We start from the raw sequence: 26,130 nt of genomic DNA on the forward strand, positions 1-26,130 counted from the left end.
GCGGGCGCGCCGCGCGGATACGCTGCTCTGGGAAGCGGGGGAAGGGGCACCCATGGCAGCAGCGCAGCGTCCGACGATCCGGGAGCTGATCCGGCAGCGGCGCCGGTTCGTGGGGCGGCGGCAGGAGATGGCCGCGTTCCGGGAGAACTTCACCGTGCCGCCCGAGGACGCCGCGCACCACTTCCTGTTCCATGTGCGCGGCGACGCCGGGGTGGGCAAGACGACGCTGCTGCGGCAGCTCGAGAACACCGCGCGGGAGCACCGGGCGCTCACCGCCTCGGTGGACGAGTCCGTGCACAGCGTCCCCGAAGTGATGGCGGCCATCAGCGCCCAGTTCGCGCAAGCGGGCCATCCGCTGAAGTCCTTCGACAAGCTGCTGGCGACCTACCGGCAGCGGCGCCACGAGGCCGATGCGGCGGCGCAGCAGCCCGCCGCGCCGCAGCCGCCGCCGGAGGGCGCGGCGGGCGGCCCCCAGCCGTCGGCGTCGAGCGCGTTCGCCGTCCGGGCGGGGCTGGCCGGGCTCGGCATGGTGCCGGGCGTCGGGGCGTTCGCCGGGGTGGCGGAACCGGACCGGATCGCACAGGCCGCCGACCGCGCGCGGGCCAAGCTCAGCGCCCGCCTGCGCAGCCATGACGATGTCGACCTGGTGATCTCGCCCCTGGACGCGCTCACCCCCGCGTTCCTCAAGGACGTCGGCGAGGTGGCCGCCTCCGTGCCCTGGATGGTGTGGTTCTTCGACACCTATGAGCGCACCGGCCCGCTGCTCGACCTGTGGCTGCGCGATGTGATGTTCGAGGGCCGCTATGGCTCGCTCCCGGCCAACGCGGTGGTGACCCTGGCGGGACAGGGCATGCTCGCCCCGCGCTGCTGGGCCGACTACGCCGACCTCGTCGTGGACCTCCCCCTGGTCCCGTTCACGGAGGCGGAGGCCCGGCAGCTCCTGACGGCCAAGGGCGTGGACGACGAGCAGGTGATCGAGGTCGTCCTCCGGCTCACCGGAGGGCTGCCGGTGCTGGTGTCCATGCTGGCCGAGGCGCGGCCCACGACCCCCGAGGCCGTGGGGGACCCCTCCGGCACCGCCGTGGAGCGCTTCCTGAAATGGGTGAGCGACGAGACCCACCGCTCGGTCGCCCTGGCCGCGGCCCTGCCCCGGCGCCTGGACGAGGACGTCTTCGCGGCCGCGGTGGGGGACGAGAGGGCCGAGCTCTACGGCTGGCTCCGCTCGCTTCCGTTCGTGGGCGACGGTTCCGGCCGCTGCCGCTACCACCAGGTCGTCCGCACGGCCATGCTGCGGCTCCAGCGCAAACAGTCCCCGCAGGCGTGGCGCGCGCGTCACCTCCGGCTGGCCGATGCCTTCGCGCGGTGGCAGCGGCAGATCGAGGAGACGCTGGAGGGAGACGAGAAGTGGGAGCACGAGCGGTGGCTGGACTATCGGCTCGAGGAGGCCTACCACCGGCTGTGCGCGACTCCGGAGGAAACCCTGCGTGAGGAGCTGCGCGCGTATGTGTGCGCGTATATCGATCACGCGTCGGCGTCGTGGGAGCACCGCTGGAGGCAGATGCTCGTGGAGGCGGGCCGGGATTCCGGCAGCGGGTCCGTGGCCGCCTGGGGCGACCGGCTTCTCGCGGAGTCCACGAGGAGCGACCTGGTCGACAACGCGACGCGGCTGCTGGATGAGGTCGGGTCGGACGAACGGGCCGTGGCCATGGCGCTCGGGCTCCGCGGCATGGTCCGCGCGGACATGAACGAGCTGGAAGGGGCGCTGGCGGACGCGGAGCGAGCGCTGGAGCTGGACGCCGACTGTGTGCGTGCTCTTGCCGCCCGGGGGAGTGTGCACCTCGACAGGGAGCTTTACGAGCAGGCGCTGGAGAGCTTCGACCGCGCCGTGGCACTGGATCCCGACTTTCCCTGGCCGCTCGCCCGGCGCGGCGAGACGTATCGCCTGCTCGGCCGGTACGAGGAAAGCCTGACCGACCTCAATCGCTCCTTCGACCTGCACGAGAGCGCATGGACCGTGGGGACCCGCGCTCAGGTCCACCACGCCATGGAGGACTACGAGAAAGCGCTGGCGGATTTCGGGCGGGCGGTGGAGATCACTCCCGAATGGTCCTGGATCTACGCGGAGCGGGCCAGGACCTACCGCTTTCTGGGGCGGGACGAGGAGGCGCTCGCGGACTGTGAACGGGCCCTCGAACTCGGTGCCGACTACGCCGCGTTCGGGCGCGTCCACGCCCTTCGCAATCTGGACCGTTACGAGGAGGCGATCGACGCGGCCGACCGGTACCTGGCGTCCCACCCCGAGGACCAGGGCGTGCTCGCCGAGCGCGGTGAGGCATACCGGATGACGGACCGCTTCCAGGAGGCGCTGGCGGACTTCGGGCGGGCCATCGAGATCGAGCCGTCGTATGTGTTCGCGCTGGTCCGCCGAGGGCAGACGCATGAGCACATCGGTCTGCTCGGCGAAGCCCTGGCGGACTTCGACGCCGCCGCCTCCGCCTCTCCCGACGACGCGTGGGTGCTGGCGAACCGGGGTGCCCTGCGGCTGCGGCTGGGCGACGACGAGGCCGCCCTCGCCGATCTGGACCGGGCGCTCGGGCTCGGCCCCGACGGCCTGCTCGCGCTGGAGTCCAGGGCCAGGTGCCACCTCCTGGCGGGCCGGTACGCCGAAGCCGCGACGGACATCGAACGGGCGGCGGCCCTGGACGACCATGACCTCGACGTCGCCTTCGCGCACGCGATGCTGGTGAGCCACACGGCCGGTCTCGACGGGGCGCGAGAGCGGTGGACCGCCTTCGAGGCGCTGCTGGAGGAGCACGGCGACCAGTGGGACCCGCAGGCCGGAGTGGCCGCTCCGATCATCAGCAGATCCGCTCTCGGGGACGGGGCCGGGGCGGAGCGCTTGATGGCGGAGCTGACCGCCACCCGGCCGTACTGGCAGATCGTCGACGACGTCATACGCGCCCTGGACGACCTCGCCCTGTGTCCCGGGGCCGACCCCGCCCTGCTCGCCGCCCTGCGCGCGCCGCTCGCCGAACTCCGCGCGGGCCTGGCGCCCGGCGGCCCGGACGGCGGCTCTCGTTAAGAACTCGGCGCACGGCCGACATTCGGTGAGGGAATTCGCATTCTCGGAATGCGACCGTCCGTCGTCTTCTCCGTGATGACGCCTTCACAATCCGCGGCGGCCAAGAGGCGATCATTAGGTGTCCATTACAGTTCGAAGACCGTTCAGGGCCATTCACGCAGCGAAGAAAAGAGGCATAGGTCGTGACCGCAACCGCCAGCGCAGCGACCGGCGTATGGGGCCGCGCCGAACAGCAGGACTTCCGCAGCCGGGTGCGCGGCTGTCTGCTCGGCGGGGCCATCGGCGACGCGCTGGGGGCGGCCGTGGAGTTCGCCTCCCTGGACGAGATCAGGGCGGCACACGGACCCGAGGGCGTGACGGACTTCCTGCCCGCCTATGGCGGCCGCGGACGGGTCACCGACGACACCCAGATGACGCTGTTCACCGTGGATGGACTGATACGGGCGCAGGTGCGCCGCGACACCGGGGCCTGGCACCCGCCCACCGACATCCACTCCGCCCACCGTCGCTGGTACTCCACCCAGCGCGACTGGGGCCCCGATGAGCGCCGTAAGGACGCCGGCTGGCTGGCCCGCGAGGAGTGGCTGTACGCCCAGCGGTCCCCGGGCCGGGCCTGTATCACCGGGCTCGCCGACGAGACCATGGGCACCCTGGAGCGGCCCAAGAACCCCGACTCCAAGGGGTGCGGCGCCGTGATGCGCTCCGCGCCCTTCGGACTGCTGGTGGGCTGGGAGCCGCAGTTGGTCTTCCAACTGGCCATCGAGTGCGCGGCCCAGACCCACGGCCACCCCACCGGCTACCTCTCGGCCGGTGCCTTCGCCCTCATCGTGCACGGCCTGGCGCGCGGCGAGGCGCTCGACGGAGCCGTCCAGCGCGCCCTCGCCCATCTGGCCACCCGCCCCGGCCACGAGGAGACCACGAACGCGCTGCGGCACGCCCTCGGCGCCGTACGGCAGGGCCTGCCGACCCCCGACCGCGTCGCCTCGCTCGGCGAGGGCTGGACCGGTGAGGAGGCGCTGGCGATGGGCCTGTACTGCGCGCTGGTCGCCGAGGACGTCCACCATGGGCTGCTGCTCGCGGTCAACCACGGCGGGGACAGCGACTCCACGGCGGCCATCTGCGGCAATCTGCTGGGCGCGCTGCACGGCGAGACGGCGCTGCCGCCCGCCTGGCTGGCGGAGATCGAGGGGCGCGGCACGATCCTGGAGCTGGCCGACGACTTCGCCATGGAGATGACCCAGGGCCCGGCCCTGCACGGCCCCGGCAGCTCCTCCCCGGCCTGGCTCACCCGCTACCCGCGCGCGTAGGTCCGCTCCGGCCGCCGCCGCGCCGCATCCGTCCGCTGCCGCCCCAGGGCCCCGATCCCATCCCAGGGACGCCAGGGACGCCATGGACGCCTTACGGCGCGCACGGTCAGATACGCGGCCACGCCCAGGAAGGCGGCGCCGATCAGCGGATAGACGGCGGTCAGCAGCATCTGGGCCGGGTTCTGGTGGAGCTCCACCCGGGCCGGCCGGCTGTGGGGCGCGTACCAGACCATGAAGGAGCAGAACAGCAGCCCGGTCACCACCGTCCAGGCCGTCCAGCCCGCGGTGCGCCGCCGCCCCGCCTCCACCGCGAGCAGCAGGACCATCGGGACGGCCCACACCCAGTGGTGCGACCAGGAGACCGGGCTGACCATGAGGGCGGTCACCGCGCAGGTCAGGGCGGCCCAGGCACGGGCGTTCGGCAGGCGGCTGTCGTCGGTCAGCTGGGCGGCCACCGCCGTGGCCAGGCCCACCAAGCCGACCAGCGCGGCCGCCGCGAGCCACCACATGCCGGGGTCGGGGGTGTGCAGCACACGGGCGAGGGCGCCCTTGAGGTTCTGGTTGCCCGCGCCCTCGACGTCGCCGGGGCGGTCGGTCGCGAAGACGACCTCGGTCCAGAAGCGCCGGGAGTCGTGCGGCAGCGCCAGGGCCGAGAAAGCGACCGTAAGGACGAAGGCGGCGGTCGCGACGGCCGCGCGCCGCAGATGGTCGTTCGGGAAGCGCCGTGGCGGCGGGCCGCTCCCGGGCCCGGCGCGCCTGCGGGCCGCCCCGGCCGCCCGCAGCCGCCGGAGGCCGAGGAAGAGTCCGGCGAGCCCGAGGAAGACCACGAAGAGCCCCGGGGTGAGCTTGATCCCGGTGGCGATGCCCGTCCCGACCCCCGCCCAGCGGTGGCCCGCCCGGCGGGTCAGATCCCACAGCACCAGCGCCGTGACCAGCAGATTGATCTGCCCGTAGCGCAGGGTCGTCCATACCGGCTCGCACCACACCCCGACGGCGGCCAGGGCCAGGACGGCGGCCGGTCGCGGCACCCGCGCGGGCAGTCGGATCAGCCGCAGCGACAGATGGGCCACGGCGACCATCAGGGCGAGATCGACGGCCGTCCCGAAGGTCCGCAGGACGCCCGTGCTCATCACGGTCAGCGGGGTGAAGAGCAGCGCCGCGAACGGCGGATAGGTATTGGGGAGATTGTGCTCGGTCGCCCGCATGTCATACAGATCCATCGCATCGCGTACGGTCCGTCCCTCGGCGCGGTAGACCAGCAGATCGACCATCGACACCTGGGCGGCCCGCTGCGCGATCCAGAACCCGGTGAAGGAGAGCAGACAGAAGACCGCGGCGCACAGGACCGGTCGGCGCGGTACGAGGGCGCGGGCCCGGTGGATACGGGAGTCGGCGAGCGTCCGGGTGGCGGTCACGGGGGCTCCAGAGGTCCCTGAGGACGGCGGCTCGGTGGGGACGGGCGAGTCGGGTCCGGGTGGTGCGGTCGGTGCGGTTGGTGCGTTCGGTGGCAGGCGGGCTCGGGCGGCCGACCATAGTACGTTCCGGATGAGAACCGCAGGTGAGCAAAAGGTTGCCTGGACAGGCGGGGATCTCCTCATCGCCACCCCGGCCCCGCGTTCCACTTCCGCCCCGCCGGGTACGGTCGGCCGTAAGGTGGCCCGGTGCCTGCCTCCGCCGCCGTCATACGTGATGCCACCCACGCCGACCTGGACGCCATCGCCGCGATCTTCGGTCACTACGTCACCGAGACCGTCGTCACCTTCGAGGAGACCCCGCCCACCGCCGAGGACTGGGCGCGGCGGCTCGCGGAGCTGACCGACCGGGGCCTGCCGTTCCTGGTCGCCGAGGTCGACGACGGCCTTACGGCCCTCGAAGACGACGGCCTTACGGTCCCCGAAGACGACGGCCTTACGGTCGTCGGATACGCCTACGCCGGGCCCTGGCGCCCCAAGCCCGCCTACCGCCACACCGCCGAGGACGCCATCTACCTCGCCCCCGGGCGGACCGGCGCGGGGCTCGGGGCCGCGTTGCTCGGCGCCCTGCTGTCCCGCTGTGCCGAGGCGGGCGTTCGGCAGGTCGTCGCGGTCATCGCCGACTCCGGCAGCGATGCCTCGGCCGCCCTGCACCGGCGCTTCGGCTTCCGCCCGGCGGGACTGCTGGCCGGGGTCGGCCACAAGCACGGACGGTGGATCGACACCCACCTCATGCAGTGCGACCTGACGGCCCGCGCCAACCAATAGACGGCACGCATCCATAGCCGCCACGCACCCATGGACAGCGCGCACCCACAGAGAGAACCGGGCCGCCGGTCACCCCGCACTGGGTGGTGACCGGCGGCCCGGATCATGGCCGCCGCGCGGAAGGCGTCAGTCCGTGGCGCCCGCGACCGACTTGCGGCCGTCCGCGTCGCCCTGCTCCGGCACCGACAGCGCGGCACTCGCTGAACCCGGCCCGTCGTCATCCGAGTTGAGCGAGGCGAGGATGGCATCGCGCTCCGGGGTGTCCTCCGGCTTGAGGTAGCCGATGACGATGAAGAGCACGAGCGAGACCGCGAGCGGGACGGAGATCTGGTACTCCAGGTTCACGCCTCCGTCGATCGCGTCGTTGATCGGGTAGTTGACCAGGTAGAAGGCGATCAGCCCCATGGCCCAGCTGACCAGCGCCGCCGTCGGACCCGACTTGCGGAAGGTGTGCAGCATGCCGAGCATCAGCGGAATCGCGATCGGCCCCATGAGCCCGGCGACCCACTTGATCACAACGGTGATGATGTCCCCGAAGAAGTCCGAGTTCACCTGGGTGGCGATGGCCATCGACAGGGCGAGGAAGAGCAGCGTGGTGTAGCGGGCCGCGAGCAGCCCGGTGCGGGAGGACCATTCCCGTACGGATTTGAAGACGGCGGGCATGATGTCCCGGGTCACCACGGCCGCGATCGCGTTGGCGTCCGAGGAGCACATCGCCATGGTGTGCGAGAAGAAGCCGACGATGACCAGGCCCAGCAGACCGTGCGGCAGCAGATGTTCGGCCATCTCGGCGTACGAGTCGGCGGGCTTGTCCGTCTTGATGATCAGCGGCGCGACCCACATGGGGAAGAACAGCACCAGGGGCCAGACGAACCACAGAATGGCCGACAGCCGGGCCGAGCGCTTGGCGGAGTGGGCGCTGTCGGTCGCCATATAGCGCTGCGCCTGGTTCCACATGCCGCCGTTGTACTCGAAGGTCTTGATGAAGAGGTACGCGAGCAGGAAGACCAGGGTGTACGGGCCGACGGTCGGCTCGTGGTGGCTGTCGGGGAGGTCGTCCCAGACGGTCCAGAAGGTGCTGAAGCCGTCCAGCTCGTGGAGTACGGCGATCAGCATCGAGATGCCCGCCACGAACTGGATGATGAACTGGCCGAGTTCGGTGAGCGCGTCGGCCCACAGCCCGCCGACGGTGCAGTAGACGGCGGTGACCGCGCCCGTGATCAGGATGCCCTGGTTGAGTGAGACACCGGTGAAGATGGAGAGCAGGGTGGCGATGGCCGCCCACTTGGCACCCACGTCCACGATCTTCAACAGAACCCCGGACCAGGCCAGCGCCTGCTGCGTGGGCAGGTTGTAGCGGTTCTTCAGATATTCGAGCGGCGAGGCCACCCTGAGTTTGCTGCGCACCCGGTTCAGGCGCGGCGCGAAGAGGTTGGCGCCGATCGCGACGCCGATGGCGATGGGGAAGGACCAGGTGACATAGGAGGTGATGCCGTATTGGTAGGCGATGGCCGCGTATCCCGTGAACATCACCGCGCTGTAGCCGGACATGTGGTGCGAGATCCCGGACAGCCACCAGGGCATCTTGCCGCCCGCGGTGAAGAAGTCGCTGACGTTGTCCACACGCTTGTGGGACCAGAGGCCGATGCCGACCATGACACCGAAGTATCCGATCAGTACAACCCAGTCGAGACTGTTCATGTCCCCTCCCAGGGGTCCGCCATATGAACGGGAGCGCACTTCGCCGCGACGTTCGTCATGGACGGTTCCCCCGAGCGGGAGCGGGGTACTTCCGGGATTGAACCGCTCGTTCGGGTGACCGGTCAAGGGTTCTATAGGTCACGAATGTGAACGCAGATCAGAAAGAAGAACGAATTTACGCTTTCTTGACCTGACGGGGCGTTGTCGTTCGCATGTCTGTACGCCCACGATGAGCGGGCACTTCGTCAGACGCACGCCCATCGATCGCTGGGTCGCACGGGAGCGGGATCCCGAAAGGCCGGACAGGAGTCGCGCTAACGCATCAGTTCACCAGCGTTCACCAGCAGCGACTGCCCGGTGATCGCCCGTGCCCGGTCGGAGGCCAGGAACGCCGCGGCCTCCGCCACATCGCCGTCCGTCGCCAGCTCCGGCAGGGCCATCCGGTCGGTGAGCCGGCTCAGCACCTCGGCCTCGCTCACGCCCTCGGTCTGCGCGGTGAAGGTCACATACGCCTGCACCGGCGGCCCCCACATCCAGCCGGGCTGCACGGTGTTGACCCGTATCCGGTGCGGACCCAGCTCACGCGCGAGCGCGTACATGGCGGAGGTCAGCGCGCCCTTGGAGGCGGCGTAGGCGGTCTGGCGCAGCTCGGTGGGGGCGGCTGACGACGACTGGGTGCCGATCAGCACGACCGAGCCCCCGCTCCGCTTCAGCGCGGGCAGACAGGCACGGGTCATCCGGAGCGTCCCGAACAGATTGATGTCCACCACCCGCGCCCAGGAGGCGAAGTCGGCGTCCTCCAGCCCGCCGAAGTGGCTGTCCAGCGCGGCCACATGGACCACGGCGTCGATCCGGCCGAAGCGGTCGAGGGCGAGCGTGGCGAGGGCCTCGCACTGCGCCTCGTCCGCGATGTCGGTGGGCCGCCAGGCGGTGTGCTCACCGCCCGGATCGACCTCCTCCGCCACCTTCGGCAGCCGCTCCCCGGTCCGCGCGCCCAGCACCACCCGGGCCCCGTCCCGGACGCACGCGGCCACCACCCGGGCTCCCAGTCCGGGTCCGACCCCGGAGACGACGACGGTCTTGTCCCGCAGCGGCATGGCGGTCCCTCCCGTATCTGGCGTCGCGTCAGGTTAGGGGTGCGGCCGTGAGATGGCCAGAGCGCCACCGGCCCCGTTTCGCCGTCCGATTCCGCGCACTTGATTCGTGCGCACCCCTCCCCAACTGACGTCACGTCAGCTAAACCTGAGGGACATGACGAGCGACGCGTACGCGGAACTGGCCTCCGTCGGCCCGTACGGGGTGCGTCCGGGCCATGCCCTGATCACCCTGGTCGAGCCGCACCCGGGTCATGAGTACGCCTACAACCGCTGGTACGAGGACGACCACTTCATCGCGGGCGCGATGGCCATGCCCTGGATGTACGCGGGCCGCCGCTGGGTCGCCACCCGTGAGCTGCAACTGCTGCGCTACCCCGGGAAGTCGGCGATCGCCCAGCCGGTGACCGCCGGCTGCTACCTCTCCGTCTACTGGCTCACCGAGGGGCGCTACGCGGACCACATGCGGTGGACGGTCGGCATCAACAAGCGGCTCCTGCGGGACGGGCGGGTCTACCAGGACCGTACGCACATCTTCACGGCCTTCCAGGACCACGAGGCCACCGTCTACCGGGACGGGGCGGCCGGGCCGCGTGATCACCACGCGCTGGACCACCCCTACGCCGGGCTGGCACTGGAGGTGATCGAGAGCGAGGGCCCGGAGCAGCGGGAGGAACTGCTCGCATGGCTCCGATCCAGACATCTGCCGCGCCGGCTCGCGGGCTCGCCCGCTGCGATGGTGACGGTCTTCCGGCCAACCCCGCTGCCCTCGGACCGGATGTCGTATGTGAAGCAGGTCGAGGGGGTCGACACCCGGCTGACCCTGCTCTGGTTCCTGGAGTCCGATCCCCGGGAGTGCTGGGACCCCTGTTTCACCGGTCTGGACGGTGAAGTGGCCGCTGCCGGTCTCGGCCGGGTGGAATTCATGGCGCCGTTCATTCCGACGATTCCCGGTACGGACCAATACGTGGCGGAACTCCGCTGAAGCGGCGATGCGGGAAAGCGCCGGAAACGGCAAGAGCCCTCTCGGCAGGGACGGCGACCGGTCGAGAGGGCTCGGATGCGGGCTTGGCGCTCCGCGCCGCCGACCGCGCTACCGCGGCCGGGTGTTGCGGAGATCAGCCGAGGTCGAAGGTGCCTCGGCTGACGTCGGACACAAAGGCCGACCACGATGCGGGGGCGAAGTTGAGCGTCGGTCCCTGCGGGTCCTTGGAGTCGCGCACGGCGATCTCGCTGATGACCGGGGAGGAGATTTCCACGCAAGCGCCGTTTCCGGCCGAGTACGAGGATTTCACCCACATGCTCGTCTTTCCCTGCTGAATGGACACGATTGCTCCGATGCATTGTGTAGATGAGACGTACCCCCGATTGGAGGCGTCACCGACGTTACTCGGCAACATCGTCTGGAAAGCGGGCCATTCACTCGACCGGATGGCATATTCCCGTGGCCCCTTCCGTGGCGAGGCGCGGAGGTGTAGCCTCCGCCCTTCGCCGTTCGCGCCGGAGCGTTTCCGTCCCCCCTCAGTCCGCCGGTGCCGCCTCGCTCTCCTCCTGGTGCCTGCGGGCGTGCTCCTGGGCCATCTCGGTGATGAACTGGCGGCTCTGATCCGCGTTCAGCGCCTGGGCCCGCAGATGCTCGTACATCATGCTGTAGCTCTGCACATCGCTGAGCTTCTCCAGATACAGGTCGCTGGTCACGCCCTCGAGATAGACGACGCTGGTGTCCGACTCGTCGGAGAACTCCAGAATGGTGAACTGCCCGCTCATCCCCGGATGCGACCCCATGTCGAAGGGCAGCGCCTGCACCGTCACATGGGGCTCGTGGCTCATCCGGACCAGATAGTCCAGCTGATCGCTCATGATCTTGGAATTGCCGACCACCCGCCGCATCGCCGCCTCGTCCACGACCGCCCACAGCCGAAGCGGGGCCAGCGGGTCGGTGATCCGCTCCTGGCGCCTGAGCCGGACCTGCACCCGCTGCGCGATCTGGTCCTGCGGGGCCTCCGGCAGGGCGCCGCTGATCACCGCCTCCGCGTACTCCGGGGTCTGCAAGAGGCCGGGCAGCACCTGGGGTTCGTAGACCCGCAGCGACGCCGCGTCCGTCTCGAAGCCGATGTAGACGCTGTACGGCACATCGCCGAACGCGTTCCACCAGCCCTGCTGGCGAGACTCCTTCGCCATTTGCATCAGGGAATCGACCAGCGCCTTGTCCTCCACCTTGTAGGTGCGGCACAGGTCGCGCACATCGCGCTGACTGATGCTGCGGCGCCCGTTCTCCAGTCGGCTGATCTTCGACTGGGAGACCATCAGCTCCTCCGCCACCTCCTCCGCCGTCATGCCCTTCTCCTGGCGGAGCCTGCGCAGTTCCTGGCCCAACCGGCGTCGCCGGACAGTGGGGCCGACGTTCGATGTCACGGGACGTGCACCTCCGGCTTCGTACTGCTGATTTATGCTGCTCAGCAGCCTGCCACTACCGGACGGGGCCGCGCTGGGAAATGGCCGCACAAGGGCGGCCGCACAACGGTGGGCGAACGCGCGCGCGGGGCGGTGGGACGGCCGGTCGTCCAAGACGGCCGTCCCACCACCCCGCGCGCTTCAGCGGCTCCCGAACCGGGTCAGTGGGGACTGCGGTGCGGTCGGTGGAGCGTCAGTGGTGCTCGGTGCTGCTCGGAGCCGGACGGTGGCGCTCCGCCCCGGACGGTGCCGGGAACGGTGTCCGCCGCCCCGCTGACGGGCTGCTGGTGCGTTCGACGGGCTGGGTGGTGCGTGCTGGTGCGATGGTGCCCCGAAGGGGCCTCAGCGCGCTCCGACGCGGGCCATGCTCCCGCGACGGGACGGCTGGGCCGGAACGCCGGCCGCGGGCTCCGCCGCGGCGCGCGTGCCCGGCGGTCGGCCCGGTCCTGCGGCCGGTGCGCGCCGTGGCTGCGCCGCGACACCGTTCTGCACGTCCATCACGGCGTGCGCCACGAGACCGCCCATCGGGTCGTGCCGGATCAGATCCCGGAGCCTGGAGCGCGAGGAACGCCCCTCGTTCCCGGGATACAGGTGCTTGCCGAGTCCGACCGCGTGGGCCAGGGCGGCGAGCGCGGCGGTCCGCGGGTCCGGCGGTACGCCGGTGCGGATCGCACTGTCCAGCCGGGCCTTGATCTCCCGGCTGATCGCCGTGTCCGTCGCCTGGTAGCGCGTCGTCGGCAGTACGCCACACATCTGGCCCGCGACGGCATGCACCATGCCGCAGCGCTCCAGGTGCGTGAGGTACGTCTGGCGCAGCCCCAGTCGGGGCCCGCCGATCCAGTGGACCGCGCGCACCGGGCTGCCGCGTCGGCGCAGCAACTCCAGCGCGGAGTCCAGAGTCGGATCTCCTGTCGGCCGTGGCAGCACCACGGCGATACGATCCCCGTCAGGGGCTATCCGTCCGGCCAGAGCCAGCTCTACTAGCTGTGCCCCGGCAAGACCGAGGTCAAGCGACTGCGGCTGCGCCGTGGTACCCGTGGTCGGGTCCAAAGCGAGCAGCAGAAGCTCCTCCGGAATTGTTCTGCGGCTCCTGCCCATCCATGCCTCCCCGCGTGGATGAATGACAGGGTGACCCCTCTCACATTGGTCTGTCGAGAGTGCCTGGGGGGTTTGGGTGGGAACCAGTAGGTATGTCGTTCTCGTCTAGCAGGTGGGCGGGCACCTGAAGACGCTCTCCGGCTGTGGCGATGCGCGATCGCGTGCCGGACACACAGGACACTGGTAGAGGTTGGGCTGCGGGACGTGACGCCGTGGGGCGTAGGGCGTCCCGCGACACATATCGAGGAGGCATCGGTGGCGGGCGAGTCCCCCGGCAGGTCGGATCAGCAGAAGTCGTCGGGGGAGACGGCTAGGGGAGAGAGCGATCCGAGGCTCGCGATCTCGCGCGAAGCGGAGGCGGGCCAGGGCTCGACGGCGGTCGCCGTCGTGTCCGACGACCTCCGGTCGGGTTCCGAGGAGCCGGAGTCGGCTCCTGACGAGCCCGGGGTGACCTCCCAGGCGAAGGCCGAAGCGGAGGCGGAAGCGGAACCAGAGGCACCGGCGGTCGGCCGGGGCGACGCAAAGGTTTCTGGTGTTCGCGATAGTGAACAGGGTGAAGGTTCCGGGACGTCGGAGGCGAAGGCGGAGCCGGAGGCGGATGCCGGCGCGTCGGACGAATCACCCAAGGGGGATGCGGCCGAGCCCGGCGCGGAGGCGGAAGCGGACGAGGACGGTGCGGATGGCGCCGATGGCGCCGATGGCGCCGATGACTCCGATGGCGCTGACGACTCTGATGACGCGGACGCCGACGCGAAGGTTGAGCGTGCGTCCGAGGCCGGGGTGGATGAGGACGGTGACGAGTCGTCGAAGCCGCCGGTGGATCAGCGGACGGCTGTCTTCCGTACGGTGCAGCCGAAGGAGGACGCCGACGCGAAGGTTGAGCGTGCGTCCGAGGCCGGGGCGGATGAGGACGGCGATGAGTCGTCGAAGCCGCCGGTGGATCAGCGGACGGCCGTCTTCCGTACGGTGCAGCCCAAGGCGGACGCCGAGGGCAAGGACAAGGACAAGAAGGGTGAGTCCGAGAAGGGCGAGCCCAAGAGGGACGAGGCCAAGAAGAAGGAAGAGGCCAAGGCGGACGAGCCCAAGGGCGGGTCCGGTGAGGCCGCCGCGTCCGACGCGGGCGACGACGCCTCCGGCAAGCCGATCGACCGCCCGACGGCCGCCTTCGGCGTGCTCCCGGAGAAGCCCGGAAAGGGCGACAAGGGCGACAAGGGCGGTAAGAAGGGCGTCGACCGGCCGACCACCGCCTTCAAGGCGGTCAGCCCCCCGGCTGACGACAAGGCGGCCGACGGCAAGACGGCCGACAAGGCGTCCGACGCGAAGACGTCCGGCAAGAAGCCCGTCGGCGAGTCGGACAACGAGCGGACCAGCAAGTTCGTCCCGCTGCGGTCCCCCGACGACCCGGCCCCGCCGAAGCCCGCGGCCCCGCCCGCCGCGCCGAAGGCCCCCGCCGCCCCGCCCGCGGCGGTCCCCGAGGCCGAGCGGACCAAGCAGCAGCCGCTTCCGCCGCTGGCCCCGGACGGCAAGCAGCCCGCGCCGCTCGACCTGCTGGCGCAGCTGACGAACACGCCGCCCAAGCCCGAGACGCCACTGCGGACGGCGGTCCGCCGGGTCAAGATCTGGACGCCGCTGGCCGTGCTGCTGGTGGTCATCCTGGGCGTCGTCCAGGCGATGCGGCCGCTGCCGGATCCGTCGCTGAAGCTCACCTCGGACGCCAGCTACCGCTTCGGCGGCGGCGCGCTCTCCATGCCGTGGCCCGACCAGGGGCAGTCGGCCGCCGAGGTCGAGGGCGTGGGCAGCCTGGGCACCTCCGGCGAGCAGAAGCCCGTGCCGATCGCCAGCGTCACCAAGGTCATGACGGCCTATGTGGTGCTCAAGGATCATCCGCTGAAGGGTGACGCGGAGGGTCCGAAGATCAAGATCGACGCGCAGGCGGCCGAGGAGGCGAAGTCCGCCGACGAGTCGCGGGCGGAGGTCAAGGAGGGGCAGACCTTCACCCAGCACCAGCTGCTCCAGCTGCTGCTGATCAACTCCAGCAACAACATCGCCCGGCTGCTCGCCCGCTGGGACGCCGGATCGCTCGACGCGTTCGTGAAGAAGATGAACGACGCGGCCGAGAGCCTGGGGATGAAGCACACCACCTACACCGACCCCAGCGGTCTGAAGGAGTCCACCAAGTCCACCGCCGCCGACCAGCTGAAGCTCGCGAAGGCGGCGATGCAGTCCGATGCGTTCCGGGCGGTCGTGGCCACGCCCAACACCGAAATCCCGGGGCTCGACGACCGCATCTACAACAACAACAATCTGCTGGTGAAGCCGGGTGTGATCGGTATCAAGACCGGTTCGTCCACTCCGGCCGGCGGTGCGCTGATGTGGGGCGCGGTGCGGACGATCGACGGCAAGAAGCAGCGGGTCCTCGGTGTGGTCCTCGAGCAGCGCGCGACCACCACGCTGGACGCCAGCCTCCAGCTCGCGCAGACCAACAGCTACAAGCTGATCACCGCCGCGCAGGACGCCCTCACCTCGGCCACCGTCATCAAGAAGGGCGATGTCGTCGGCCAGGTCGACGACGGCCTCGGCGGCACCACTCCGGTCGTCGCCACCAAGGATCTGAAGGCGGTCGGCTGGTCCGGTCTGACGGTCGACATCAAGATCGGCGACGGCGGTGAGAAGGTGCCGCACTCGGCCAAGGCGGGCACGGTCGTCGGCGAGGTGACCGTGGGCACGGGCCCCGGACAGCTGAAGGCGCCGGTGGCGCTTCAGGGTGATCTGTCCGAGCCGTCGTTCGGCGCGAAACTGACCCGTATCGGCTGACCCGCGAGGGAAGTGGATAGAGGGGACGAGGGAAAGCGGCCCCGGCGCGAAACGCCGCCGGGGCCCGAGCCGGATCGGGGCCGCCCGAGCGTGCTAGCGTCGATGGGTCCCCGGCCTGGACCCACCGCGGAACCGGAGTGACCCGGCGCGGGGTTGAGGACGATGGGGCAGACCTCGGGGGAAGACGGGGAGAGCCGCAGTGACCACCGTGGATCCGACACGGGCCGATGAAAGCGGGGGCTCGGAGGAGAGCACCGCCGCACGAATACGCGTACCCACACAGCGCTGGCCGGCCGAGCCGACCGGCCCGGCGGAGGCGGAGGCGGAGCACGAGAGCCGCCAGGCCGCTTCGGGCGGGCTGCTCCAGCGAGCCAGGACGGCGGCCCTGCGCCATCCGGTTCTGGCCGCCCTGGCCGCCGCCGCGCTGCTGCATCTGGTGTGGGTGGCGCTGCTCGCGAACAGCGGCGGTGACCTCGCCGCGCAGGACGCCTGGGCGGAGTTCGCCCTCCAGCACCCGGACCTGGCGTACAACCTGGCCTGGTACGGCGGGATGCACCCCGTCTCGTACAGCGTCATCTCGCCATATCTGATGGCGGTCCTCGGGGTCCGCTCGACGATGATGGTCGCGGGGACGCTGTCCGCCGGGCTGCTCGCGCTGCTGCTGGTGCGCAGCCGTGCCGTACGGCGGCCGATGTGGCCCGCCATGTACGGCGCGTTCGCGCTGACCTGCAACGCCATCTCGGGCCGGGTGACCTTCGGGCTCGGCGCGATGTTCGGGCTCGCGGCCGTCGCCGTGATCTTCGCCTGGCCCCGGCGGTGGCGCTCCCGGCGCTGGCACCACAAGACCGGACGGTTCGTCCTGGCCGCCCTGCTGTCGGCGCTGGCGACCATGTCCAGTCCGGTGGCCGGTCTGTTCGTGGGCGTCGTGGCCGCCGGGCTGTGGCTGACCAAGCGGCGCCCCGCCGCGTACGCGCTCGGGGTCACCCCGGCCGTGGTGGTCGGCCTGTCGGCGTGGCTGTTCCCCTTCTCGGGTGAGCAGCCGATGGGCATCGGGTCGGTGATCCTGCCGTTCATCACCGGTGCCGCCACGCTGAAGTGCGTGCCGCGCACCTGGTCGACGGTGCGGGTCGGGGCCGGGCTCTACTGCCTGGGAGTGGTGCTCACCTGGGCGATCCCCTCCCAGATCGGTACCAATATCTCCCGGCTCGGCATGGTCTTCGGCGGTGTGGTGCTGATCGCCGCGCTGCCCGCGGTGCGCAAGCCGCCGCGCGCCGAGCTGCGCACGACGCGCGCGGGCCGCCGCTGGACCGTCCTGGTGCTGGCGCTCGCGACCGTCACGGTGTGGCAGGGGGTCAAGACCGCCGACGACGTGATCCACACCGCCCCCTCGGCGTCCTGGGCCCGGGAGCTGGCGCCGCTGGTCGACCGGCTCAAGCGGGAGCAGGCCGACCGGGGCCGGGTCGAGGTGGTTCCGGTGCGCAGCCACCGCGAGTCCTCCGCGCTCGCCCCCTACGTCAATCTGGCGCGCGGCTGGAACCGCCAGCGCGACCTGGACCGGAACCCGATCTTCTACGGTGAGGACACCCTCACCCCGGTCAGCTACCACGAATGGCTCAAGCGCTGGGCGGTGCACTATGTGGTGCTGCCCGCGGACGACCCGGACACCGCGGCGGAGAAGGAGTCCGAGCTGCTCGGCACCGCGCTGCCGTATCTGCGCCAGGTCTGGTCGGACGAGAACTGGAAGCTGTACGAGGTCAAGGACCCGACCCAGATCGCCGACCCGCCCGCCACCGTGCGGCGCGCGGGCGCCGACCAGCTGGTGCTGTCGGTCCGCGCCAAGGGCCCGGTGCTCATCCGCATCCCGTACTCGCCGTGGCTGGGCCTGGTGGACAAGGACGGGCACAGCGTCCGGGCCCCGAAGGGGGAGGACGACCGGCTGCCGATCAACCGCGAGGGCTGCCTCACCAAGCAGATCGAGGCCGGGGAAGAGGGCCAGCCGGAGGACGAGTGGACGGTGCTGCACGCCCCCCGGCCCGGCATCTACCGCATAACGGGCAAGTACCAGCTGCCGCGCGGCACGCCCTGCCCGGACGAGATGGCGCCCTGAACCCGGTCATCGGCCGGCCCGGTTTCCTGAGCCGGGTCGGCCGCGGCCCGGCTTCCTGAGTCCGGTCAGCCGCAGACCGTCGACAGCCAGGGCTGGTCGGGGGTGTCGCGCAGGCTCTGGCGGATTCTCTCCAGGCTGCGCAGCAGCCCGTCCGGCGGCTTGCTGGTGTCGCTGAGATAGGCCAGCGCGGCGCGCTGGAAGGCCACCCGCATTCGCGTGGGCATGGCGTCGGAGGCGTCCAGGCACAGCGAGGCCGAGTCCCGGAGCGTCTTCGCGATGCTCCGGCCCACGGCGTCGTCGCCCTGGGCGTCCAACTGGACGTCGCGGTTGGCGAAGAACGGGTGGGTGCTGCTGTCGGCGGTCTTCTCGCCCCACACCCGCTGGGCGTCGGCCGAGATCAGATAGCGCATCAGCTCCTGGGCCTGCGGGGTGTCGCGGAACATCGCGGCGAAGTCGCCGGACACCTCCCGGGCGGTGGATCGCTGGTCGGTGTCGGGGAGGAGCCCGGGGGAGAAGGCGAAGGCCGCCTTGGCGGGGTCGGGGTAGCCGCCGCGGATGAACGATCCCTGGTGCTCCAGCGCGCATGGCGGTTTCGTGCCGAACAGCTTCGCGCCCGTCTCGCGGAAGTCTGTGATCAGGGCGGTGCGCGCGGTGTCATTGCCGAAGAGCGAGCCCCAGCTCTTCCAGGCCCGCTCCACCCGGGGGTCCGTCCACGGCAGCCCGCCGGTGGCCCAGTCCTGGTAGACGGATCTGCCCTGCTGCTGGAGGAGCAGATCCTCGATCCAGTCGGTGCCGGGCCAGCCGGAGGCCGCGTCGTCGCCCATGCCGACGCACCACTGGCGGCCGTCGGCGGCGAGGGCGGGCAGCGCTCCTGGGCGGCGGTCGCGGTCGTACCACACGATGCTCTTCAGATCGGCCTTGACCGCGATCCCGTACACCGGCCCGTCGGCGCTCAGCCGGGGCGTCCACAGCTTTCCGTAGGCCGTGCGCTCCCGGCTCGGGATCACTCCGTCCAGCGGGGTCAGCTGGCGCTGGCGGGCGTACGCGGCCAGCTCGCCCGTGCTGGGCAGTACGGCGATGTCGGGCGGGGTCCCGGAGGCCACCTCCGAGGACAGCACCTCGCGCAGCGCGGTGGTGCCCTGATAGTCCACATGGATGCCGGTACGCCGGGTGAACGTGTCCAGCAGGGCCCGGAACGCCTCGCCCTCGTCGCGGGTCCATGACGCGAGCACGCTGACGCTGCCGCGCGACTGCCAGCCGCTCGTATCGCCCGCGCCCACGACACACAGCAGCACCATCCACAGCCCGAGGACCGTGGCCGTGGCGTGACCGGACCGCTTCGCCGCGCTCATCGGGGCTGGAACCGGTACTCGTCGATACGCGGCTGGAGACCCACCAGGATCAGGGCGGCCAGCACGGCGCCGCCCACGGGTATCCAGCCGACCGCACCGGCCTGCCAATGCGCGTTCCGCATCGTCCTCGCGACCTCCCTGGCGGTGGGGCCGCCGGTGCGGCCGATGTCCGATTGGGTCAGGCTGGCCCGAGCCGACTCCAGCCGGTCCTGGGTCTGGTACGTGAACACCGCCAGCGGCAGCAGGGCGACGAGCAGTGCGGTCGCCGCCGCCAGCCAGGGATTGACCAGCCGCCGGAAGCGGTGCCGCAGAAAGCGCTGGGTGTGGACCAGCAGCGCCGCCAGCGTGAGGAACAGCCCCGGCACCAGCAGCCACCAGGCGAACGCCAGCAGCCAGCCGAACGAGGTCTGGTCGTCGAGCACGCCGAACTGCCGCTGCTGCACCGCCCTCAGCCGGTCGAGGACACCGCTGTGGTCGTGCCGCAGGATGGAGTCGGCGTACCGCAGGTAGGCATCCCTGAGCGTCGGGTTCTCCCGGTTCGCGTACGCCTGCTCGACGGTGTCGTCATAGGACGTCACCAGCGCCGCCGAGGTGCGCAGGGCCCCGCGCGCCGACTCGCCCCCGATGGTGCTCTTGGACACCTGGGTCAGGCTCTGCTTGGCCGTCGACAGCTTGTCGCGGTACTCCTCGCTGAGCCCCTCGAACTCCGCCGTGGGGCTCGAGATGCTGCGCCGCGCCTCGTCGTACGAGGCGTTCAGCGCGTCGATCGCGGCTGCCACCTGCAGTATCGCCGGGGTGGACCGGTCGGTCACCGCCCTGGAGTTGCGGCTGACGCCGTAGTACGCGGCCAGCAGCGTGGCCACGCCCACCGCCGTGACCACGAGCAGGGCGATCAGCCGGCGCACCAGGAAGGCCCGGGTGGCGGTCATGTCTCACCGCCCGCACCGCCCGCTTGACCCGATTCGCCCGGTTCACCGTTCAGCGGAGCGTTGCACTGCTGGCAGAACCCGGCGGTGGCGGGCGACCGGCGCCCGCAGGCAGGGCAGAGGACATCCGCGGCGGGCGGCGCGGCGGGCCCCGGGCGCTCCATCCCCATGAAGGGGGCGCTCTCCTCCGACACGACGATCACCGAGTTGAGGTCCAGCGGCCGGATGGGCTCGCGGATCCGCACCTCGCCGGTGGCCGCGTCGACGATATGGACCAGCCCGCTCAGCCGGGCCAGCATCTTCTCGCCGCCCAGCTGATGGGCCAGCTGGACGGCGCGCCCCCACTGGCGGCGGGCCCGCTCCCGGTCACCCGCCTCGTACGCGTCGCAGCCCGCGGTGATCGCGTGACCCAGCTCGGAGTCGGCGTCGTAGTGGGCCAGCCGGGGGTCGATACGGGACGACAGCAGCACCTCGTCCGTCCACTGGACCAGCACCGACTCCGGCTCGGGCGGCGGCAGCGCGGTGTCGCCCTCCACCACCAGCTCCACGGCGGCCAGCTCCACGTCCTCGCCCATCGGATCGCGCCGCGGATCGGCGAGCACGGACACCTGGTACTCGCGGGTCTCGTCGCCCCACGCCCTGCTGGTCCACTCCCAGGTGCGCTCATCGGGACGGACGCCCTCGTCGGTGAGGTCCGCCCGGGTGGGGTGCACCTGCTTGACGAAGCCGACCCGGCTGCCCGCCCGGGTGCGGATCCGGATCCGCACCCCGGCCAGCGCCTTGGCCATCGAGGCGGAGACCATCTCCTCGAACTCGGCGGCCAGCGCGGAGTCCTTCAGGACCGCGTCGGCCCGGCCGTGCAGCCGGTGCGCGATCCGCTTCAGCTCGGTGGCGTCCCAGCCGTCGCCGATCCCGCGCGCGTCACAGGTGAAATGCGGGGCGCAGGCGTCCAGCACCTGGTCCAGATAGCCGGGCGGGTCGTGTTCGTTGCGGCCGTCGGTGAGCAGCAGGGTGTGCCGGATCGCGGCGGGCTGCCGCAGATGCAGCCGCCGGGCGAGATCCAGCCAGGAGCCCATCGCGGTGCCGCCGACCGCGGGCAGCCGGGCCGCCACCCGGGCGGCGGCGGCCTTGGTGTCCGGCCCCGCCACCGCCATGCCGCCGGTGAACGGATAGACCACCTGGGCCTGTTCGGTGCCCTCGACGATCGCGAAGCGGGTGCCGTCGCGCAGTATGCCGACCGCGGTGGCGGTGGCCCGGCGCGCCGCCGCGATCTTCGTCGGCGGCCAGCTCATCGACATCGAGCAGTCGATGACGATGACCTCCGACGTGGCGGTACGGGCCGCCGCCGGGCCCAGGCCGTGGGCCCGCACGCTGACGATGGCGTGCATCTCGGTGCGGCCCGCGGAGGCGGGCAGGTACTTGTTCTGGTGCACCCGCAGGGTGAGGGCCGGGCCCCCGTCCGCGCCCTCCGGGCCTGGGCCGTGCTGTCTCCTTCTGCGGTCCTCGTTCATCTGATCCCCCTGTCAGACGCGGGTCACGGGCCGGATGGCGTTCGCGCGGTCGATCAGCGCCCCGAGCGCATCGGGGCTGTCCGCCTGCCGGGCCACCCGGCGCAGCGTCAGCTCCAATTCCCCGCGCAGCGCGCTTTCGTCCTCCCACTCCCCATACACCAGTGACCGGGGTTCGGTTCCCCTCCGGGGCGCTTCAGCCGCCAGATCGGCGCGCCCCTTGCGTACCCGGCGCCTTGAACGGGCGGGCCCAGCGGGCGCACCCCTGTGCTCCCCGGCGCCGGACCGCCGCTCCGCCCAGTCCAGCGTCACCTCCAGCGACTCCGCCGTCAGCCGGTCCCGGGCCGGGCCGGACTCGCGCCCCTCGTCCAGATACAGCCGCGGCAGCCTCGTGCGCACCTCCGCCAGATCCTCGGCCGTCGGCAGGGCAGCGCCGCCTTCGGGTCGGCCCAGCCGCCCCGAGAGCACCCGCACTATGGCGATCCGCGCGGCGTCGTAGTGGCGGGAGACCTTCGGCACCCCGCCCAGGATCTCCACCGCGCCACCCCGGTCGCCCGCCGCGAGCCGGAGCCGGGCCAGCCCGAAGGCGGCGCTGCCCTGCGAGCGGTTGCGCTGCCACACCGCCTCGTAGAACCGCTTGGCGGCCTCGTGGTCGCCCAGGTGCTCGGCGCAGTAGCCGAGCGCCAGCTTGGGGGCGTACTCCCCGGGCAGGGCGCTGTAGACCTCGTCGAACTCGCGCCGGGCATCGGCCACCGCGCCGTCCGCGAGCCGCAGCAGGGCGCGGTGCCAGGACAGCCGCCAGTCGTACGGGGCGGCGGAGCCGATCAGTTCGACGGCGATCGCCAACTCATCGGCCGCCGCCTCCCGTTCGCCCAGCTCCAGATAGGCGCGGCAGACGCGCAGCCGGATCTCGGCGGAGGGCCGGGGGAAGGCGTGCAGCTGCTCGATCAGCCGCCGGGGCCCGCTGTCGGTCGGGACGCCCAGCAGTGCCGCGCCGGGATCCGCCGCGTCCGGGAACGGCACCGGCAGCCCGAGCGGCACCCGCTCCGGCCGGGGCAGCCCGGACGCCAGCAGCGGGCGCGGCTCCCCGTCCAGCCAGCGCTCCAGGTCCGGGATCCGGCCCAGCGAGGAGTCCAGCAGCGCCGAGGTCGGGGCGAAGAGCGTGGACGGCTCCGGCTGCTCCCGGCTCAGCCGCAGCGAGTGGATCTCCCGCAGCACGCCCCACAGCTGCTCGGACATCTCCGCGGCCGACCCGAACCGCCGCTCCGGGTCGGCGGCGATGGCGCGGGCCAGCACCCGGCGGTAGGACTCGGCGCCCAGGCCCGGCGGCCGCTGGGTCTGCCGGGCGGCCTTGTCCGAGAGCTCCTCGAGCGTCCTGCCGACCCCGAAGAGGTCATGGCGCTCGGTGAGGGCGGAGGCGCCCCGGGCCAGCACCTCGGGGGCGGCGAACGCCTCGGTGATCACCGGCGGCCCGCCGTCCCGCTGGCCCAGCCGCCGCACCGCGCCGAGGTCGATCACCTTGACCCGGTCCTCGTAGTGCATCACATTGCTCGGCTTGAGATCGCAGTACAGCAGCTTCTCGCCGTGCAGATAGCCCAGCGCGCGCAGCACCAGACAGCCGTAGGCCAGGATGTGCTCGTACAGCCGCGGCCCGTCGTACGGCCTCACCGCGTCCGCGATGTGGTCCTTGATCTGGGCGAGGGTCATCCCGCCGACGAACTCCATCACGATGTAGCCCGTCAGCGCGCCGTCGTCGCGGGGGTCGGGCTGGGTGACGTAGTTGATGATCCGGACGATGCCGGGGTGATCGAGCATGGTCAGATAGCGGCGCTCCTCGACCGCCACCCGCAGGGCCGCCTCGTCCTCGTTGTTGATCAGGCCCTTGATGGCCACGGGCTGGTCGTCCAGCTGGGTGTCCTCGGCGAGATAGACCCAGCCGAGCCCGCCGTACCCGACGCAGCCGATCACCCGGTACTGATCGCCCAGCAGATCGCCGGGGCTCAGCCGCGGGGTGAAGTCGAACGCGTGGCGGCAGCGCGGGCAGTAGCCCCGGGAGAGCGCGGGCTGTCCGGCGTAGGGCGCGCCCACGATCGCGTCGCACCCCTCCCAGCCGCAGGTCTGGCCGCGCGACGGGGGATGCGGATCGTCCATCACCAGGTCGCGCAGCGAGGGGAGTTCGACGCGGGGCAGGTCCAGCAGGCCCTCGCCGGCCGGTCGCACCGTGAACTTCCGCGCCACATCGCGGCGGCGGGCACGGGCCGTGGTCGCCGTCGACTCGGACACCAGAGGGGCGGCGGGCCCGGCGGGCGGGGAAGCGGGAGAAGGGGCGGCGGGCCCAGCGGGCGGGGGAGCGGGAGAAAGGGCGGCGGGCAGGGGCCTGCGGCCGCACTCCGAGCAGAACCCCCGGGCGTTGATCCGGCCCAGGCCCTCGCCGCGGCAGTCCGGGCGGTCGCAGACCGTCCCATCCGTCGGGTCCGTCATGGCGCCTCCCCCTCCGGCGGTGTGTGCACGGCGGCCACGAACCGGTCGACGGCGCGGCGGGCCTCCGGCAGATCGCAGGGCACCTCGGCCAGCAGCCGCACCGCGGCGCGGTGCAGCGGAATCAGCTCGGCCCGCTCGGATTCGGCCTTGGTCCCGAGCATCGCCGTGTACGACACCAGCTGCCACTTCAGCTCCTGGACCGCCGGCTGCTGGGCGTCGATCACCCGCAGCGTCTCCTCGGCCCGCTCGGCGACCGCCCGCACCGAGAGCTCGAACGCGGCCAGTTTGGCGACGATGCGGTGGGAGCGCAGCTCGGGGTCGGAGCGCAGCCGGGTCAGATTGATCCGCAGGGCCGTGGCGTCCTCGGCGTCCGATAAGGACGAGCGGCGCGCCCCGCGCTCGGCCGTCTCGTGCTCGCGGTCGGTGGCGAGCGCCACCCGCCCGGCGAGCTCGTCCAGCCAGGCGTCGATCCGGGCCGCCTCGGGACGGAACAGCCGCTCGGCCAGCCGCAGTCCGCTCGAGTGGGGGTCGCGGAAGACCAGCAGCAGCCGGCTGCCCCGGTCGGCGAGCAGCTTCATGAAGCCGACCAGCGCCTCGGGGTCGCGGGCGCGGTCCACGCCGACGGCCACGATGGTGAGCGGCACGGCGTTGGCACGGACCCGGCTGAGCGGGGAGGTGTCGCCGGGCGAGCGCAGATCCATCCGGTCCGCGACCCGCAGCGCGACCTCGGTGTCGGTGCGCTTGGTGACGTCGATGGCCAGGTCCACACTGCCCAGCGGCGGTACGGTGCCGTGCGGCGCGGCCGAGACCGCCTCGTCGGGGCCGCCGCCCGACAGCTCGCGGTCGGCGAGCGTGATGGCGCGGCTGAGCGCCTCGTACCGCGCGTGGTCGTCGTCCTCGATGACCACGGTCTCCACGTCCGTGATGCCCGCGCGCCCGGTCAGGGGCTCCCGGCGCAGCCATACGGCGAGCCGCTGGGCGAAGCCGATGTCCTGCACGCCGGTGGTCAGCGGGGAGACCAGCGGCCGGTCCACCCCGGGGTCCCCGCGCACCCAGCGGTGGACCACCGGCAGATGGCGCACGATCGTCTCGACCGGGATCATGTAGGAGACGCTGAGGCGCTCGGCGGAGGGCACGCCGACGGGGTCGTCGTACCGGCTGACGACCATGCCTATGACATGCCGCGTCGCCTCGTCCTCCACCCCGGCGCCGCTGAAGCCCTTACGGACCACATCCCTGGGCGACTTGGGGTCGAGACCCACCCATTCCGCCCGGGGGCCGACCCGCCCGGCGGTCTTCGCGCGCAGATAGTGGCCGTTGTCGAGCCCCTTGGGGAAGCCGCCCATCCACACCGGCCGGCCGAGCACCGGCGGCAGCCGGTAGAGCGGCGCGGCGTGCTCGGCGGGCTGCGGCCGGCCCAGCCGCAGCAGCGCCACATCGCCGCAGCCGTCGGAGCGCTGGGGCACCCAGCAGCCGTCGGCGACGCGCGCGGGGACGGGCTGCGCCTCATCCACCTCGACCAGCTCGACCAGCACCTCGGTGGCGGGCACCGGGAGCCCGTCGTCGGGGATCACATGGGCGCACGTCAGCACCGTCTCGCTGCCCAGGAGGATTCCGGCGCCCAGGACGTCACCGGCCGAACTACGGATCCTCACCCGCCATGTGCCCCCGTTGGAGGTCGCATCGGCGGTAATGCCCATTTCCGCCCCCATGTGGCAAGAGCATACGCCCGGGACGTACGGAAGTGACCCGTCCGTCGGATGGGTCACGGGAACTGGTGAGGGGCGGGGCGCGGGGCCGGAGAGGGGCGTGCCGGGGCCGTACGGGGCGGGATGGCAGGCCCGGCGCGTACGGTGTGCGGCGCCGCCGGTCGCGCACGCCCGGCCATTCGGGTGACGTGGCGTCACCTCTTCTTGTGGCGGGCTACGTCGGATGGATTACTGAAAGTGTGCGGTGGAACCTCCCG

General features: G+C 71.7%; 17 protein-coding genes. 6 read left to right on the forward strand and 11 right to left on the reverse strand.

Annotated features, from left to right (window positions below; genetic code table 11):
• The first annotated feature begins 52 nt into the window (after window positions 1–52).
• Window positions 53–3,082 (forward strand): tetratricopeptide repeat protein, encoded by a 3,030-nt coding sequence (locus tag J2Z30_RS16055; RefSeq protein ID WP_052701426.1) that lies wholly within the window; start codon window positions 53–55, stop codon window positions 3,080–3,082.
• Window positions 3,083–3,264: 182 nt separating this feature from the next.
• A complete protein-coding gene (locus J2Z30_RS16060) occupies window positions 3,265–4,389 on the forward strand; it encodes an ADP-ribosylglycohydrolase family protein (protein ID WP_044571425.1) in 1,125 nt (374 codons plus the stop codon).
• Here J2Z30_RS16060 and J2Z30_RS16065 read toward each other — a convergent pair.
• Complete coding sequence (locus J2Z30_RS16065; RefSeq protein WP_044571423.1) at window positions 4,374–5,804, reverse strand: glycosyltransferase 87 family protein; 1,431 nt, start codon at window positions 5,802–5,804, stop codon at window positions 4,374–4,376. The two genes, J2Z30_RS16060 and J2Z30_RS16065, sit on opposite strands and share 16 nt — an antisense overlap.
• Before the next feature lie 246 nt (window positions 5,805–6,050).
• Between J2Z30_RS16065 and J2Z30_RS16070 the strand changes: the two genes are divergently transcribed.
• Complete coding sequence (locus tag J2Z30_RS16070) at window positions 6,051–6,629, forward strand: GNAT family N-acetyltransferase (protein WP_078956723.1); 579 nt, start codon at window positions 6,051–6,053, stop codon at window positions 6,627–6,629.
• 126 nt (window positions 6,630–6,755) lie between these two features.
• On the opposite strand, the gene J2Z30_RS16075 is transcribed toward J2Z30_RS16070, so the two are convergent.
• Window positions 6,756–8,330: a sodium:solute symporter family protein gene (locus J2Z30_RS16075; RefSeq protein ID WP_044571420.1), complete on the reverse strand. Its 1,575-nt coding sequence runs from the start codon at window positions 8,328–8,330 to the stop codon at window positions 6,756–6,758.
• A 314-nt stretch (window positions 8,331–8,644) separates the two neighbouring features.
• Window positions 8,645–9,427 carry an SDR family oxidoreductase gene (locus tag J2Z30_RS16080; protein WP_044571417.1) on the reverse strand — a complete coding sequence of 261 codons (783 nt, stop codon included), beginning with the start codon at window positions 9,425–9,427 and terminating at the stop codon, window positions 8,645–8,647.
• Between the two features lie 154 nt (window positions 9,428–9,581).
• Between J2Z30_RS16080 and J2Z30_RS16085 the strand changes: the two genes are divergently transcribed.
• The gene (locus tag J2Z30_RS16085) at window positions 9,582–10,409 is read left to right on the forward strand and encodes a hypothetical protein (RefSeq protein WP_044571415.1); all 828 of its coding nucleotides are present in this window, start codon (window positions 9,582–9,584) and stop codon (window positions 10,407–10,409) included.
• Between the two features lie 133 nt (window positions 10,410–10,542).
• Here J2Z30_RS16085 and J2Z30_RS16090 read toward each other — a convergent pair whose 3' ends face one another.
• The 3 genes from J2Z30_RS16090 to J2Z30_RS16100 form a co-directional block, all read right to left on the reverse strand.
• Window positions 10,543–10,752, reverse strand: coding sequence for a DUF397 domain-containing protein (locus J2Z30_RS16090; protein ID WP_078956722.1), 210 nt, complete (start codon window positions 10,750–10,752; stop codon window positions 10,543–10,545).
• A gap of 193 nt (window positions 10,753–10,945) precedes the next feature.
• Window positions 10,946–11,839, reverse strand: a complete 894-nt coding sequence (locus J2Z30_RS16095; RefSeq protein ID WP_044571409.1) for a helix-turn-helix domain-containing protein — start codon at window positions 11,837–11,839, stop codon at window positions 10,946–10,948.
• Window positions 11,840–12,220: 381 nt separating this feature from the next.
• A complete protein-coding gene (locus J2Z30_RS16100; protein WP_044571408.1) occupies window positions 12,221–12,976 on the reverse strand; it encodes a GOLPH3/VPS74 family protein in 756 nt (251 codons plus the stop codon).
• 255 nt (window positions 12,977–13,231) lie between these two features.
• Here J2Z30_RS16100 and J2Z30_RS16105 point away from each other — a divergent pair, with 255 nt between their 5' ends.
• Entirely contained in the window at window positions 13,232–15,790 is a 2,559-nt protein-coding gene (locus tag J2Z30_RS16105) for a D-alanyl-D-alanine carboxypeptidase family protein (protein ID WP_209468693.1), read from the forward strand.
• A gap of 199 nt (window positions 15,791–15,989) precedes the next feature.
• Entirely contained in the window at window positions 15,990–17,897 is a 1,908-nt protein-coding gene (locus J2Z30_RS16110; RefSeq protein WP_044571402.1) for a DUF8823 domain-containing protein, read from the forward strand.
• 65 nt (window positions 17,898–17,962) lie between these two features.
• Here the strand turns inward: J2Z30_RS16110 and J2Z30_RS16115 are convergent, their stop codons facing one another.
• From J2Z30_RS16115 to J2Z30_RS16135, 5 genes are read right to left on the reverse strand one after another with little or no spacing between them, the layout of a single operon-like run.
• Entirely contained in the window at window positions 17,963–19,249 is a 1,287-nt protein-coding gene (locus J2Z30_RS16115) for an ABC transporter substrate-binding protein (protein WP_052701425.1), read from the reverse strand.
• A complete protein-coding gene (locus J2Z30_RS16120) occupies window positions 19,246–20,178 on the reverse strand; it encodes a GlnX family signal transduction membrane protein (protein WP_044571398.1) in 933 nt (310 codons plus the stop codon). The genes J2Z30_RS16115 and J2Z30_RS16120 overlap by 4 nt, the downstream gene beginning before the upstream one ends.
• Window positions 20,175–21,686: a vWA domain-containing protein gene (locus J2Z30_RS16125; RefSeq protein WP_044571396.1), complete on the reverse strand. Its 1,512-nt coding sequence runs from the start codon at window positions 21,684–21,686 to the stop codon at window positions 20,175–20,177. Before J2Z30_RS16125 ends, J2Z30_RS16120 begins: the two co-directional genes overlap by 4 nt.
• Before the next feature lie 12 nt (window positions 21,687–21,698).
• The gene (locus J2Z30_RS16130) at window positions 21,699–24,164 is read right to left on the reverse strand and encodes a serine/threonine-protein kinase (protein WP_044571392.1); all 2,466 of its coding nucleotides are present in this window, start codon (window positions 24,162–24,164) and stop codon (window positions 21,699–21,701) included.
• Window positions 24,161–25,864: a S1 family peptidase gene (locus J2Z30_RS16135; protein WP_044571390.1), complete on the reverse strand. Its 1,704-nt coding sequence runs from the start codon at window positions 25,862–25,864 to the stop codon at window positions 24,161–24,163. Before J2Z30_RS16135 ends, J2Z30_RS16130 begins: the two co-directional genes overlap by 4 nt.
• Window positions 25,865–26,130: the final 266 nt, after the last annotated feature.

The sequence above is a fragment of the Streptomyces iranensis genome (assembly GCF_017874715.1).
Lineage (GTDB): Bacteria > Actinomycetota > Actinomycetes > Streptomycetales > Streptomycetaceae > Streptomyces > Streptomyces iranensis.

What these genes read in the sequence shown, in the direction of transcription:
- J2Z30_RS16120 (WP_044571398.1), bottom strand. Translation starts at nt 20,178, where the DNA reads ATGACCGCCACCCGGGCCTTCCTGGTGCGCCGGCTGATCGCCCTGCTC.
- J2Z30_RS16085 (WP_044571415.1), top strand. Translation starts at nt 9,582, where the DNA reads ATGACGAGCGACGCGTACGCGGAACTGGCCTCCGTCGGCCCGTACGGG.
- J2Z30_RS16075 (WP_044571420.1), bottom strand. Translation starts at nt 8,330, where the DNA reads ATGAACAGTCTCGACTGGGTTGTACTGATCGGATACTTCGGTGTCATG.
- J2Z30_RS16100 (WP_044571408.1), bottom strand. Translation starts at nt 12,976, where the DNA reads ATGGGCAGGAGCCGCAGAACAATTCCGGAGGAGCTTCTGCTGCTCGCT.
- J2Z30_RS16055 (WP_052701426.1), top strand. Translation starts at nt 53, where the DNA reads ATGGCAGCAGCGCAGCGTCCGACGATCCGGGAGCTGATCCGGCAGCGG.
- J2Z30_RS16080 (WP_044571417.1), bottom strand. Translation starts at nt 9,427, where the DNA reads ATGCCGCTGCGGGACAAGACCGTCGTCGTCTCCGGGGTCGGACCCGGA.
- J2Z30_RS16130 (WP_044571392.1), bottom strand. Translation starts at nt 24,164, where the DNA reads ATGACGGACCCGACGGATGGGACGGTCTGCGACCGCCCGGACTGCCGC.
- J2Z30_RS16125 (WP_044571396.1), bottom strand. Translation starts at nt 21,686, where the DNA reads ATGAACGAGGACCGCAGAAGGAGACAGCACGGCCCAGGCCCGGAGGGC.
- J2Z30_RS16115 (WP_052701425.1), bottom strand. Translation starts at nt 19,249, where the DNA reads ATGAGCGCGGCGAAGCGGTCCGGTCACGCCACGGCCACGGTCCTCGGG.
- J2Z30_RS16135 (WP_044571390.1), bottom strand. Translation starts at nt 25,864, where the DNA reads ATGGGCATTACCGCCGATGCGACCTCCAACGGGGGCACATGGCGGGTG.